15 protein-coding genes are annotated in these 12933 nt (G+C 44.6%); all 15 read left to right on the top strand.

Translation table 11 applies throughout. The features are described 5' to 3' along the window. The first annotated feature begins 54 nt into the window (after positions 1 to 54). The 15 genes from sucD to GTQ38_RS16510 all read left to right on the top strand — a co-directional run bounded on the left by sucD (position 55) and on the right by GTQ38_RS16510 (position 12922). Positions 55 to 927, top strand: a complete 873-nt coding sequence (gene sucD, locus GTQ38_RS16440; protein ID WP_161436639.1) for a succinate--CoA ligase subunit alpha — start codon at positions 55 to 57, stop codon at positions 925 to 927. Between the two features lie 118 nt (positions 928 to 1045). After that, on the top strand, positions 1046 to 1792 hold the full coding sequence (gene fabG / locus GTQ38_RS16445; RefSeq protein WP_161436640.1) for a 3-oxoacyl-[acyl-carrier-protein] reductase: 747 nt from the start codon (positions 1046 to 1048) through the stop codon (positions 1790 to 1792). A 10-nt stretch (positions 1793 to 1802) separates the two neighbouring features. Then, positions 1803 to 2117, top strand: coding sequence for a YbjQ family protein (locus GTQ38_RS16450; RefSeq protein ID WP_161436641.1), 315 nt, complete (start codon positions 1803 to 1805; stop codon positions 2115 to 2117). A gap of 129 nt (positions 2118 to 2246) precedes the next feature. Beyond that, positions 2247 to 4283: a vWA domain-containing protein gene (locus GTQ38_RS16455; protein ID WP_161436642.1), complete on the top strand. Its 2037-nt coding sequence runs from the start codon at positions 2247 to 2249 to the stop codon at positions 4281 to 4283. An 11-nt stretch (positions 4284 to 4294) separates the two neighbouring features. Next, the gene (locus GTQ38_RS16460) at positions 4295 to 5110 is read left to right on the top strand and encodes a prohibitin family protein (RefSeq protein ID WP_161436643.1); all 816 of its coding nucleotides are present in this window, start codon (positions 4295 to 4297) and stop codon (positions 5108 to 5110) included. Positions 5111 to 5323: 213 nt separating this feature from the next. Further along, the gene (gene hisG, locus GTQ38_RS16465) at positions 5324 to 6181 is read left to right on the top strand and encodes an ATP phosphoribosyltransferase (protein WP_161436644.1); all 858 of its coding nucleotides are present in this window, start codon (positions 5324 to 5326) and stop codon (positions 6179 to 6181) included. Further along, the gene (hisD, locus tag GTQ38_RS16470; protein ID WP_161436645.1) at positions 6178 to 7458 is read left to right on the top strand and encodes a histidinol dehydrogenase; all 1281 of its coding nucleotides are present in this window, start codon (positions 6178 to 6180) and stop codon (positions 7456 to 7458) included. Before hisG ends, hisD begins: the two co-directional genes overlap by 4 nt. Positions 7459 to 7489: 31 nt before the next feature. Beyond that, positions 7490 to 8566 (top strand): histidinol-phosphate transaminase, encoded by a 1077-nt coding sequence (gene hisC, locus GTQ38_RS16475; protein ID WP_161436646.1) that lies wholly within the window; start codon positions 7490 to 7492, stop codon positions 8564 to 8566. Continuing rightward, positions 8542 to 9678, top strand: a complete 1137-nt coding sequence (gene hisB, locus GTQ38_RS16480; RefSeq protein WP_161436647.1) for a bifunctional histidinol-phosphatase/imidazoleglycerol-phosphate dehydratase HisB — start codon at positions 8542 to 8544, stop codon at positions 9676 to 9678. Before hisC ends, hisB begins: the two co-directional genes overlap by 25 nt. Beyond that, complete coding sequence (locus GTQ38_RS16485) at positions 9675 to 9869, top strand: hypothetical protein (RefSeq protein WP_161436648.1); 195 nt, start codon at positions 9675 to 9677, stop codon at positions 9867 to 9869. Before hisB ends, GTQ38_RS16485 begins: the two co-directional genes overlap by 4 nt. Before the next feature lie 11 nt (positions 9870 to 9880). Beyond that, the gene (locus GTQ38_RS16490) at positions 9881 to 10231 is read left to right on the top strand and encodes a four helix bundle protein (RefSeq protein WP_161436649.1); all 351 of its coding nucleotides are present in this window, start codon (positions 9881 to 9883) and stop codon (positions 10229 to 10231) included. A 376-nt stretch (positions 10232 to 10607) separates the two neighbouring features. Beyond that, positions 10608 to 11192, top strand: a complete 585-nt coding sequence (hisH, locus tag GTQ38_RS16495; RefSeq protein WP_161436650.1) for an imidazole glycerol phosphate synthase subunit HisH — start codon at positions 10608 to 10610, stop codon at positions 11190 to 11192. 2 nt (positions 11193 to 11194) lie between these two features. Further along, complete coding sequence (locus GTQ38_RS16500) at positions 11195 to 11611, top strand: GNAT family N-acetyltransferase (protein WP_161436651.1); 417 nt, start codon at positions 11195 to 11197, stop codon at positions 11609 to 11611. 7 nt (positions 11612 to 11618) lie between these two features. Further along, positions 11619 to 12395, top strand: a complete 777-nt coding sequence (locus tag GTQ38_RS16505) for a 1-(5-phosphoribosyl)-5-[(5-phosphoribosylamino)methylideneamino]imidazole-4-carboxamide isomerase (RefSeq protein WP_161436652.1) — start codon at positions 11619 to 11621, stop codon at positions 12393 to 12395. Further along, entirely contained in the window at positions 12392 to 12922 is a 531-nt protein-coding gene (locus GTQ38_RS16510) for a DinB family protein (protein ID WP_161436653.1), read from the top strand. The genes GTQ38_RS16505 and GTQ38_RS16510 overlap by 4 nt, the downstream gene beginning before the upstream one ends. The last annotated feature ends 11 nt before the right edge of the window (positions 12923 to 12933 follow it).

Below are 12933 nucleotides of genomic sequence, written 5' to 3' on the forward strand. Positions count from 1 at the left end.
TAATCCTAGTTAAACGCATATTTTTGTCACGCTTAATTCATAAACCAATCAAGAATGAGTGTTTTAGTCAATAAGAACTCTAAGATAATTGTCCAGGGTTTTACCGGTAGCGAAGGAACTTTCCACGCCGAGCAGATGATCGAATACGGGACCAATATTGTCGGGGGGGTTACCCCGGGTAAAGGCGGTCAGGAACATCTGGGAAAACCTGTATTTAACACCGTGGAAGAAGCTGTACAGGAAGTGGGAGCGGATACCACCATTATTTTCGTTCCGCCGGCATTCGCGGCTGATGCCATTATGGAGGCTGCAAGTGCAGGGATCAAAGTGATCATTACGATTACAGAAGGAATTCCTGTGGCTGATATGGTAAAAGCCTACAACTATATTCAAAACAAGGATTGTCGTTTGGTCGGGCCGAATTGTCCGGGTGTCATCACCCCGGATGAAGCCAAAGTTGGCATCATGCCTGGTTTTGTATTCAAAAAAGGCAATGTTGGCGTGGTATCAAAATCCGGAACATTGACCTACGAGGCCGCGGATCAGGTGGTACGCCAGGGACTTGGGATCACAACCGCCATTGGAATTGGGGGAGACCCAATTATTGGCACTACAACCAAAGAGGCTGTGGAATTGCTTATAAATGATCCGGAAACTTCCTGTGTAGTAATGATTGGAGAGATCGGTGGTCAGTTGGAAGCCGATGCTGCAAAATGGTACAAGGAAAGCGGCAGCAAAAAGCCCATTGTCGGCTTTATTGCCGGTGAGACTGCTCCTGCAGGAAGGACCATGGGGCACGCGGGTGCCATAGTAGGGGGAAGCGACGATACTGCTCAGGCTAAAAAACGTATTATGCGCGAATGTGGTATCCATGTAGTGGACTCGCCCGCGGAGATCGGTAAAAAAGTAAAAGAAGTGGTCGGCTAAACAATAGTTAATTCTATGATAAAATCCCGCTCAACCCGGGATTTTTTTTCGCCTTTATCTGAAACAACACTTATATTTGGATTACCGCCAAATAATAAAAACCAATAAAAACATAGGAATGAAGCTTTTAGAAGGAAAAAATGTAATCATAACCGGAGCTAGCCGGGGTATTGGAAAGGGCATCGCGGAGATCTTTGCTGATCAAGGAGCTAATGTTGCCTTTACCTACAGTTCAAGCGAAGGTCCGGCCCTGGAACTTGAAAAAGAGCTAACGTCAAAAGGGGTCAAGGCAAAAGCCTATAAAAGCAATGCGGCCAGCTTCGAAGAAGCAGAGGCACTGATCGCTCAGGTACTGGAAGAATTCGAAGGGATTGATGTTCTCATAAACAATGCGGGAATCACTAAAGATAATCTATTGATGAGAATGTCTGAATCTGATTTTGACGCGGTTATAGAAATTAATCTAAAGTCTATATTCAATATGACCAAAGCGGTTCAGCGAACGATGCTGAAGCAGCGAAAAGGGTCCATAATCAATATGAGCAGTGTGGTTGGGGTTAAGGGCAATGCCGGACAGGCCAATTATGCCGCGTCCAAAGCCGGAATGATAGGCTTTACAAAATCTGTGGCCCTGGAACTCGGTTCAAGAAATATACGTTGTAACGCCATAGCTCCTGGTTTTATTGAAACTGAAATGACCGCGCAACTGGACGAAAAGGTCGTTCAGGGATGGAGAGATGCAATTCCTCTAAAGCGTGGAGGGACTCCTGAAGACGTGGCCAACGCATGTCTTTTCCTTGCATCTGACCTGTCCGCATACGTTACTGGTCAGGTTCTGAATGTTGATGGAGGAATGCTAACCTAATACTGTCACTATGTTATTTGTAACCACCGAAGATATCCCTGGTAAAGAGATCACAGCGACTCTTGGAACCGTAAGAGGAAGTACGGTAAGAGCCAGAAATATAGGGCGGGATATGTTTGCGGGCCTGAAAAACCTGGTTGGAGGTGAAATATCAGAGTATACCCAATTATTGGCGGATGCCAGGGAACAGGCGATCAATCGCATGTTGGCAGATGCCCAACGCCTCGGCGCGGATGCAGTGGTAAACGTGCGGTTCAACACTTCTCAGGTAATGCAGGGCGCAGCGGAAATGTTGGCCTATGGCACTGCGGTTAAGTTGAAATAGCATTTGAAAACGGTATTCTTTTGCTGCCTTCTGATCCTGGCTGCGGTGATATTGCGGCTAATGTATGCTGTGGTCAGACGGATAATAGAAAAAATGAATGAAGATTTTGAGAAGCGAGATTATTAATTGATGCAGACCGGAACCTTGTTACTGATTATTCTTGCCGGCCTCATCGCCCTTGCCATTGCATGGTTTCAATATTTCTATAGACCGCGAACTGGCGGAAAATTCTACCTGATATTGGCTTTTTTGAGGTTCCTGGCCGTCTTTGGTGTGCTGTTGTTGCTTATTAACCCCAGTATTGTCAAAACCGTCTATAATCTTGAGAAAACAGATCTGGTTGTCTTACTGGACAACAGCTCTTCTGTGAACAGTACCAATGCGAACTCGGAGATTGCTGAGATCTCCAGGAGATTTGGTCAAAGCAGAGAGCTATCCGACCGATTTAATCTCAATGTTCACAGTTTTGGAACCAGCCTGAATTCCCGTGACAGCCTTTCTTTCGATGAGAAAATAACCAACATAAGCAAGACCCTTGGAGGGGTAGAAGATGTGTATGGCCGAAACAATACCACGGTAGTGCTGGCAACCGACGGCAATCAGACCTATGGACCGGATTATGAGTTTTACGGTAGAAACGGTACGCTCCCGATCTATCCCGTGGTGGTGGGAGACACAACCCGTTTTGAGGATCTACGGATCGATAAGGTCAATACGAATCGCTACGCTTTTCTTAAGAACAAGTTTCCGATCGAGGTTTTCACATCCTACCAGGGAGAACGAAAGGCTTCCGCTCTGTTAACCATAAGTATGGAAGGTCAACAATTGTATCGTGAAAGGCTTGACTTTTCCCCTGATCAAAAAAGCCATTTGAGCAATGCGTTGATCGAGGCCAGTGCAGTGGGCACCAAAAACATTAGCGTTGCCTTACAGCCATTGGAAAATGAAAGGAATAAGTTGAACAATCGCAGGGTGGCGGTAGTTGAAATCGTGGATGAAAAGACAGAAGTGGTAATAGTTTCATCCATTCCACATCCGGATATCGGTGCCCTGAGTAAAGCCATAACAAGTAATGAGCAACGTTCCGTAACGGTTAGAAAACCAGATGTATCCTTAAGTGAACTGGAGGAGGCCGATCTTTTTATACTTTTTCAACCCAATGCCTCTTTCAGACGGATCTACGATTTTATCTCGAAGAAAGCCGTCAATACCTGGACCATAACCGGGCCGAAGACAGATTGGGGCTTCCTGAACGGTATGGGGGGCGGCTATGAAAAGAATAGCTATCAGCAGGACGAAGAGGTTACTGCCGTAGTGAACTCCGGGTTTAGTTTTTTTGATATAAGCGATTTTTCAGTGGAAGACTTTCCTCCATTGGAAACTTCCCTTGGAGAAGTACTCATCACCAGACCCTATGAAACCCTTTTGGGTCAGGTGATCAAAGGGGTGGAGATCAACGAACCGCTTTTGGCTATTCTCAGTTCGGGACAGCAAAAGCAGGCGGTGCTGTTTGGGGAGCATATATGGAAATGGCGTATGCAAAGCTATCGCAATGAAGGCAGTTTTGAGAATTTCGATCAACTGATCGGAAAACTACTTCGCTACCTCACTGCCACTAAACCCAATAGCAGATTGTCCCTGGAATACAGCAACAGTTATGCCTCCGGTTCCGGGGGAGCCCTGTTCACAGCCACCTACTTTGATGAGGCCTTTATCTTTGACCCTAATGCGACCATAAGTCTGAGGGTAAAACAAAAAGAGGACACCAGCCTCAACGAGATTCCCATGCTTTTAAAAAAAGGGTATTACGAGGCAGATCTAAGTGCGCTCCCTGCAGGGGAATACCAGTTTACTGTTATGGTCAGCGATTCAGAGGTCACCAGATCCGGTCAATTTCGCATTTTGGATTTCGACGTGGAACAGCAACTGCTCTCAAGTGATTACAGAAAACTGGAGAGGCTTTCCAAAGCTTCTGGTGGAGCACTGTATTTTGCGGATCAACTGGGAGCCCTGATGGACGATCTACAGCAAAACGATAGGTTCGCCCCGATCCGTAAAAGCGACCAAAATGTCGTATCTTTGATCGATTTTCGTATACTCCTCGGGATCATAGTTCTGGCACTTGCAGCGGAATGGTTACTGAGGAAATACAACGGACTAATTTAAAACTATGTAAAATGGACAGATTACCTAAAATAGCACTTCCGGTGGTATTTGTAATTATTCTAGCGGTCATATTTCTTTTCAGATCGTTTATCAATATCGGCGCGGGAGAGGCCGGAGTGCTTTGGAAGCGTTTCGGTGGAGGAGTAGTTGTGGATGAACCTCCATTGAGCGAAGGGTTTCATATTGTGGCGCCCTGGAACAAAGTTTATATCTACGAAGTAAGGCAGCAGGAAGTATTTGAAAAAATGAAAGTACTTTCCAGCAACGGTTTGGATATTCAACTGGATGCCTCCGCCTGGTTTCAGCCTAAAAACGAGTTTCTGGGTAAATTACACAAGGAAAAGAGTGAACAATACAAAGAGCGGATACTGCTACCGGCCATTCGTTCGGCCGCCAGAAGTGTCGTGGGAAGATATACTCCGGAACAACTGTATTCCAGTAAGCGGGATGCCATACAGGCAGAGATCTATGAGGAAACCAAAAAGATCGTGGACGATCAATACATTCAATTGAATGAGGTGCTGGTTCGGGACGTTACCCTGCCACCCACTATCAAGGATGCTATCGAGAGAAAGCTCAAACAGGAACAGGAATCCCTGGAATATGAGTTCCGTCTGGTAACCGCTGAAAAAGAGGCTCAGAGACAACGGATTGAAGCCCAGGGTAAGGCAGACGCGAACAAGATACTGAGCGCGTCCCTAACGGATAAGATCCTTCAGGATAAGGGAATTGAAGCCACTCTTAAACTATCGGAATCTCCCAACTCCAAAGTGGTTGTAGTAGGTTCCAGCGGAGATGGTCTTCCCCTGATACTCGGAAACAATTAAGGCGAAAAATTTTTTTGGATTCAAAATAAGTCCTACTTTTACGGCCTAATGAGAAATAACAATACACATCATCATTTTTGCACTGGCGCTCGGGCGAGGTAGAAATGTATTGCTGTATTCCAAGAATATATTTAACCCGTTTGAGCAATCAAGCGGGTTTTTTTATTTGAAATTTAAAGCTTAGCAAAAGCGGAAAATGCAATTTTAAAGGATATGGATAATATCAAAATAGCCATACAAAAAAGCGGCAGGCTCAACGAAGATTCTCTGAAGATATTGAAAGACTGCGGGATCGGCATTGACAATGGCAGGGATCAATTAAAGGCATCCTCCCGTAACTTCCCACTGGAGGTCTTTTACCTGCGCAATGGGGACATCCCCCAATACCTCAGGGATGGGGTAGTGGATATCGCCATAATCGGGGAGAATGTGCTGATTGAAAAAGGGGAGGATATCCAGGTAGCCGAAAAACTGGGGTTTTCAAAATGCCGGGTATCCCTGGCGGTTCCCAAAGCTTATGAATACAATTCCATAGAAGATCTCCGTGGCAAACGCATAGCCACTTCCTATCCCAATACGGTAAAGAATTATCTGAGCAAAAGTGGAATTACAGCGGATTTGCATATTATCAACGGATCCGTAGAAATCGCCCCGAATATTGGCCTTGCTGATGCCATCTGTGATATCGTATCCAGCGGTAGCACACTTTTTAAGAATAATCTGAAGGAGGTGGAGGTGATGTTAAGCAGCGAGGCGGTATTGGCCGTTTCTCCTAAGATCCAACAACAACAGCAGGAAATTCTCACCAAATTATTGTTTAGGATACGTTCTGTACTTACAGCCCGTCAGTCTAAATACGTATTGATGAATGCACCAAATGACAGCCTGGATCAGATTATCAAAATACTCCCGGGAATGCGTAGTCCTACCGTTTTACCGCTGGCTGAGGCAGGTTGGAGCAGTGTACACACGGTAATAAACAAGGACAAGTTCTGGGAGGTTTTGGATGAATTGCGAAACGCGGGCGCAGAAGGTATTTTGGTATGCCCTATTGAAAAAATGGTACTATGAAAAAGTTCATCAAACCACAGCGATCCGAATGGGAAGATATCCTGAAACGTCCGTTGAAGGAGATGAGGGATATTGAAACAGTAGTTGACAGCGTTTTTTCCCGTGTTCAAAAGGAGGGCGACGCCGCAGTGGCTGAATATACCTTAAAATTTGACGGGGTTAGCCTCACCGATTTTAGGGTAAGTCCTGAGGAATTTGAACAGGCGGAAAGTTCGATTTCAGAGGAGTTAAAAGAGGCTATCAATAAGGCAAAAGAAAACATTGAAAAATTCCATAAAGCACAAAGGACAGCCAGGGTAGAGGTGGAGACTACAAGGGGTGTTTTATGCTGGCAGGAAAAACGAGCTATTCAAAAGGTAGGCTTGTATATTCCGGGGGGTACGGCACCGCTCTTCTCTACTATATTGATGTTAGCCGTTCCGGCAGCTATCGCCGGTTGTGAAGAGGTGGTTTTGTGTTCACCTCCCGATAGTTCAGGAGCGATACACCCGGCAATTCTCTACACGGCCCAGCTCTGTGGTTTAGAAAAAGTCTTTAAGATTGGAGGGATTCAGTCAGTCGCGGCTATGACCTTTGGTACGGAACAGATCCCGGCGGTTTATAAGATCTTTGGGCCCGGAAACCAGTATGTGACTGCGGCCAAACAATTGGCAACCAGATATGGAGTGGCCATAGATATGCCTGCTGGCCCCAGCGAACTCCTGGTCGTGGCCGATGGATCAGCCAACGCGACCTTTGTGGCTTCAGATCTGCTTAGCCAGGCAGAACACGGAGAAGACAGCCAGGTCATTTTGCTCACTACCTCCACAGCCCTGCTCGAGGCTGTTGAGACTGAGATCGTTGAACAACTCCAACTGCTACCGAGGAAGGAAATTGCGGAAAAGGCCATAGGCAATAGCAGAATGATCTATGTAGAAGATGATAAGACCGCTCTGGATCTTATCAATGAATACGGGCCGGAACACTTTATTGTCTGTACAAAGAATGAAGGCTATTATGCGGATAATGTACGCAACGCGGGATCCGTCTTCCTGGGGAATTATACCCCGGAAAGCGCTGGGGATTACGCCTCGGGGACCAACCATACCTTGCCGACGAATGGCTATGCCAAACAGTATAGCGGTGTCAATCTGGACAGTTTTACCAAGAGCATTACTTTTCAGAAGATCAGTGAAGAGGGAATTCAGGGCATTGGCCCTTCAATTGAGGTAATGGCAGAGGCAGAAGGTCTGAGGGCCCACAGGAATGCGGTTACCCTAAGGCTCAATAGCCTTTAATAAAAGATTCGCATTAATCGCGATACAGCAAATGAAAAAAGACTTTAACATAAACGATCTGGTCAGGGAGAATGTAAGACGCTTAAAACCTTATTCCTCAGCCAGGGACGATTTTAAGGCCGAGAGCGATAAAGAAATGGTTTTCCTCGATGCCAATGAAAATCCCTTTGAAACAGGTATCAATCGTTATCCCGATCCCAGATCATCTGATATCAGAAAAGCACTGGCCTCTTTCCGTGGAGTGGAAGAATCCCAGGTCATGGTAGGCAATGGAAGTGATGAAGTGCTCGACCTTCTTTTCAGAGCATTTTGTGAACCCAATGTAGACAATTGCCTCACCATGCCTCCAACTTATGGTATGTATGGCGTTCTTGCAGGCATTAATGCCATAGAGAACCGAAAGGTTGAACTGAATGAGGATTTTCAGCCCAGGGTAAATGCGGTTTTAGAGGCTCAGGACAGTTATTCCAAACTGCTTTTCCTCTGTTCTCCCAACAACCCTACAGGAAATTGTTTTAGTGCGGACCTCATTCGGGAGTTGCTGGAAGGATTTCCCGGTCTTGTGGTCATAGATGAAGCCTATATCGACTTTTCAACTCAGGAAAGCTGGACAAAGCAATTGAGTAATTATTCTAATCTGGTGGTTACTCAAACACTTTCCAAGGCTTACGGAATGGCAGGGGTTCGCATGGGAATTGTTTATGCCAGCTCGGAGATCATTGCGGTTCTGGATAAGATCAAACCTCCGTATAATGTCAATACCCTGACACAGTCCAGAGTGAATGAACGTTTGCGAAACAAAAGCATTGTAGCCAATGAAATTATCTCAATTTTAAGTGAAAAGAAAAAACTATCTAAAGCGTTACTTGAAATAGGTTTTATCTCCTCAATTTATCCTTCGGATGCTAATTTTCTCCTGATTAAGGTGGATGATGCGGATAGGCGCTACCGCGAAATGATAGATAGAGGCCTGGTGGTTCGGAACAGGAGTTCTCAACCGCTTTGTGAGAACACCCTGAGGATAACAATAGGAACGCCCGAAGAAAATAAAAAATTAATCACCACTTGTAAAGCAATGGAAACATGGGACGCAAAGTACTCTTTATAGACAGAGACGGAACCATCATTACCGAAACCAAAGACGAACAGATAGATGCCTTTGAGAAGTTGGTTTTTTATCCAAAGGTTTTTAGCTATCTGAGTCGGATTGCAAAAGAACTGGATTTTGAGTTGGTCATGATTACCAATCAGGATGGCCTGGGAACCGATGTTTTCCCGGAGGAGAGTTTTTGGCCGGTTCACAACTTTGTACTGGAAACCTTTGCCGCTGAGGGTATAGTTTTCGATGAAGTATTTATCGATCGTACTTTCCCGGAAGAGAATGCAGCTAGCAGGAAACCTGGTACGGCCATGCTTGGGTCCTACTTTTCCGATTCTTATGACCTGGAGAACTCCTTTGTTATCGGGGATCGCCTTACGGACATGGAACTGGCAAAGAACCTGGGTTCCAAAGGTATTTTTATTAATGACAATACGCAGTTGGGTACAGACGAAATTACAGTGAAACGAGATGAACTCGATTCCTATATCGCTTTGGAAAGCAATGACTGGGAGAAGATCTACGAATTCCTCAAATTACCGACCCGGACCACAGCCGTCAAACGTACAACCAAAGAAACGGACATTGCTATTTCATTAACGCTGGACGGTACTGGCAAAAGTGATATACAGACAGGCCTGGCCTTTTTTGATCATATGCTGGATCAACTGGCAAGACATGGGCAAATGGATCTCGAGATCCGTGTACAAGGAGATCTTGAAGTGGATGAACACCACACTATTGAAGACACGGCGATCACGCTCGGCGAGGCATTCAGCAAGGCATTGGGTAACAAACTCGGCATTGAACGCTACGGGTTCAGTTTACCGATGGACGATTGTCTGGCCCAGGTAGCCATAGATTTTGGCGGGCGGAATTGGCTGGTCTGGGAAGCGGATTTCAAACGGGAAAAGATTGGGGATATGCCTACAGAAATGTTCTATCATTTCTTCAAATCCTTTACGGACGGTGCAAAAGCCAATTTGAACGTAAAAGTAGAGGGCACCAATGAACATCATAAAATTGAAGCGATTTTCAAAGCCTTCGCAAAAGCCATTAAGATGGCAGTGAAAAGAGACGTTGAGAAAATGGTCCTGCCCAGCACCAAAGGAGTGTTGTGATTTACGATATACGATATACGATATGCGATATGCGATATGCGATATACGATATGCGATATACGATATGCGATATGCGATATGCGATATGCGATATGCGATATACGATATGCGATATGCGATATGCGATATGCGATATGCGATATGCGATATACGATTTGCGATATAAGATATACGAATTAGTATTCAACTGAAGTATTGAAAGATGAAGGCGATTATTGAAAAGAGAACACAAGAGTTGGCAATTGAATGTTGGAGGTTTTGTGCAAGACTGCCGAATTCAAGGGAATACAATAATTATGTAAATCAATTGCTTAAAAGTTCCAGTTCAGTTGGAGCAAATTACAGAGCTGCTCAGAGGGCCAAGTCTACGGCCGACTTTGTCAATAAGCTAAAAATTGTTGAAGAAGAGGCCGATGAAACGCTATACTGGCTGGAGATTTTTAAGAAAATAGCCGATGGGCATCAAAAGGAGATTCAAAGATTGTACAAAGAAGCAAACGAGATTTTAGCAATTGTCGTCGCTTCAATAAAAACAGCAAAAAGTAAACTATAAATTCTAATATCTAACATCTAATATCTAACCTAACATCTAATATCTAACATCTAACATCTAACATCTAATATCTAACATCTAATATCTAACATCTAATATCTAACATCTAACATCTAACATCTAACATCTAACATCTAATATCTAACATCTAATATCTAACATCTAATATCTAACATCTAATATCTAACATCTAATATCTAACATCTAATATCTAATATCTAATATCTAACATCTAATATCTAATATCTAACGTCTAATATCTAATATCTAATATCTAACATCTAATATCTAACATCTAATATCTAACGTCTAATATCCAACCGTCTAACAATCCAAAAATCCAACAGTCTAACCATCTAACACTCAACAATCCAAAATGAAAATCGTTATCATAGATTACGGAGCCGGAAACATTCAAAGTATCAGGTTCGCCCTTGCCAGATTGGGCTATGATGCTGTTCTCAGCCATAGTGCCGAGGAGATCCGCCAGGCGGATAAGGTCATATTTCCAGGGGTGGGAGAAGCCAGTAGTGCTATGCAAAAACTAAGGTCCAGTGGTTTGGACTCCCTTATACCTGATCTAAAACAGCCAGTACTGGGCATTTGCCTTGGGATGCAACTCATGTGCAATTTTTCGGAAGAAGGAAATACCGATGGTTTGGGCATCTTTGACGTGAATGTGGTCAGGTTCAACGGGAATGTTAAAGTACCTCAGATAGGATGGAACCAGATAAGCAGCCTGAAGACGGAACTTTTTCGTGACATCCCGGAGCAGCAGTATATCTACCTTGTACACAGTTATTACGCTCCCTTGTGCCAGGATACCATTGCTGAATCAGACTATTCACTCCGTTATAGTGCAGCCTTGGGAAAAGACAACTTTTATGGGACCCAGTTTCACCCGGAGAAAAGTAGTACTGTGGGCGCGGAGATATTGAAGAACTTTATAGAAAGAACCTGAGCATGAGCATGAGAATTTCTACGGACAAGAGTGAATTAGACCTGGATGTAATCCATGAATACATCAGTAACCAGTCTTACTGGGGCAGGGGAAGGACTGTGGAGCAGGTACAGAGAACCGTTGATAATTCACTTTGTTTTGGAGGATATGTTGAAGGGAAACAGGTATGTTTTGGCCGGGTAGTAACAGACAAAACGGTCTTTGCGTATTTAATGGATATTATAGTGTTTGATCCCTTCCAGGGCCGGGGTTATGGCAAGGAACTCCTTCGATACATCATGGAGCACGATGCGATCAGGAATGCGTCTACGGTTGCGCTCAAAACCAAAGACGCACATGGCTTTTACGAAGCATATGGGTTTAAGAGCATAGGAGATTCCAGCTTGTGGATGGCCAGGGACACCCTGTCCTTATTATAAAACGAATATGAGAATAATACCGGCGATAGACATCATAGAAGGTAAGTGCGTAAGGCTTTCCAAAGGGGATTACAGTACCAAAAAGGTTTACAATGAGAACCCTCTGGAGGTTGCCAAGGCTTACGAAGCCCATGGTATCACATACCTGCACCTGGTTGACCTTGACGGTGCAAAATCCCGGCATATCGTAAACCATAAAATTCTGGAAGCGATTAGCCAAAAAACCAATCTCAAGGTCGATTTTGGCGGAGGCCTCAAATCTGACGAAGACCTTAAAATTGCTTTTGATTCCGGGGCATCTCAGGTCACAGGAGGTAGTATAGCAGTAAAGGATAGCCAAACATTCCTGGGCTGGTTGCAGAACTACGGCCCGGAACGTATTATCCTGGGGGCAGACGCTGATAATGAGCTTGTAGCCATTTCCGGGTGGCAGGAAGCCTCTGAGGAACAACTGATACCCTTCGTAAAGCGTTATCAGAAAAAAGGGATTCAATACGTCATCTGCACGGACATCAGTAAAGATGGTATGCTGGAAGGCCCTTCATTTGATCTTTACACAAAATTGTTGAAGCAAACGGCCGTAGTAAAGACCGAAATAACTTCCAGTGGAGTACAGGACAAAGAGGTACCGGGAATAAAGTTAATAGCAAGTGGGGGAATATCAGATATCGGGGAGCTCCCTCAACTGCAACGCATGGGTTGCGAAGGAGTGATCATTGGCAAGGCCATTTACGAAGATAAGATCAGCCTTAAGCAACTGGAACAATACATTATAGGACAATGAACGACAACGACATCAGTGAAAAAATGCGGTCAGAAATGGTCAAAAACGCGCATTACCGCATGGATGAAAGCAGCAGGATGATCAGCATATGCCTGGATCAGATAGGGGAAAAAGAAGTCTGGGCAAGGCCAAATAATATTTCAAATAGCGTGGGTAACCTGATTTTACATCTCTGCGGGAATATCAGGCAATATGCCATAGCATCGCTTGGGCAGACCCAGGACACCCGCGATAGGGATAGTGAATTCTCCGCCAGGGAAGGCCTGAACAAAAAGGAGTTGTTCGCCAAGCTCAGGGATACTGTAGAAGAAGCCAAATCCGTCATGGAAAATACTCCGGTATCAGAGTTGATCAGGCCAAGGGAAGTCCAGGGATTTAGTTTTTCAGGAATTGGGATCATCACGCATGTTGTGGAACATTATTCCTATCATACAGGACAAATCGCCTTCTGGACAAAACAATTAAAGAATGCGGACCTCGGTTTTTATGACGGGGTCGATCTCAATGTGAAAAATTCAGATACTTAACACCAAATTAG

Source organism: Poritiphilus flavus (assembly GCF_009901585.1).
GTDB classification, from domain to species: Bacteria; Bacteroidota; Bacteroidia; order Flavobacteriales; family Flavobacteriaceae; genus Poritiphilus; species Poritiphilus flavus.

What these genes read in the sequence shown, in the direction of transcription:
- sucD (WP_161436639.1), top strand. Translation starts at nt 55, where the DNA reads ATGAGTGTTTTAGTCAATAAGAACTCTAAGATAATTGTCCAGGGTTTT.
- fabG (WP_161436640.1), top strand. Translation starts at nt 1,046, where the DNA reads ATGAAGCTTTTAGAAGGAAAAAATGTAATCATAACCGGAGCTAGCCGG.
- GTQ38_RS16450 (WP_161436641.1), top strand. Translation starts at nt 1,803, where the DNA reads ATGTTATTTGTAACCACCGAAGATATCCCTGGTAAAGAGATCACAGCG.
- GTQ38_RS16455 (WP_161436642.1), top strand. Translation starts at nt 2,247, where the DNA reads ATGCAGACCGGAACCTTGTTACTGATTATTCTTGCCGGCCTCATCGCC.
- GTQ38_RS16460 (WP_161436643.1), top strand. Translation starts at nt 4,295, where the DNA reads ATGGACAGATTACCTAAAATAGCACTTCCGGTGGTATTTGTAATTATT.
- hisG (WP_161436644.1), top strand. Translation starts at nt 5,324, where the DNA reads ATGGATAATATCAAAATAGCCATACAAAAAAGCGGCAGGCTCAACGAA.
- hisD (WP_161436645.1), top strand. Translation starts at nt 6,178, where the DNA reads ATGAAAAAGTTCATCAAACCACAGCGATCCGAATGGGAAGATATCCTG.
- hisC (WP_161436646.1), top strand. Translation starts at nt 7,490, where the DNA reads ATGAAAAAAGACTTTAACATAAACGATCTGGTCAGGGAGAATGTAAGA.
- hisB (WP_161436647.1), top strand. Translation starts at nt 8,542, where the DNA reads ATGGGACGCAAAGTACTCTTTATAGACAGAGACGGAACCATCATTACC.
- GTQ38_RS16490 (WP_161436649.1), top strand. Translation starts at nt 9,881, where the DNA reads ATGAAGGCGATTATTGAAAAGAGAACACAAGAGTTGGCAATTGAATGT.
- hisH (WP_161436650.1), top strand. Translation starts at nt 10,608, where the DNA reads ATGAAAATCGTTATCATAGATTACGGAGCCGGAAACATTCAAAGTATC.
- GTQ38_RS16500 (WP_161436651.1), top strand. Translation starts at nt 11,195, where the DNA reads ATGAGCATGAGAATTTCTACGGACAAGAGTGAATTAGACCTGGATGTA.
- GTQ38_RS16505 (WP_161436652.1), top strand. Translation starts at nt 11,619, where the DNA reads ATGAGAATAATACCGGCGATAGACATCATAGAAGGTAAGTGCGTAAGG.
- GTQ38_RS16510 (WP_161436653.1), top strand. Translation starts at nt 12,392, where the DNA reads ATGAACGACAACGACATCAGTGAAAAAATGCGGTCAGAAATGGTCAAA.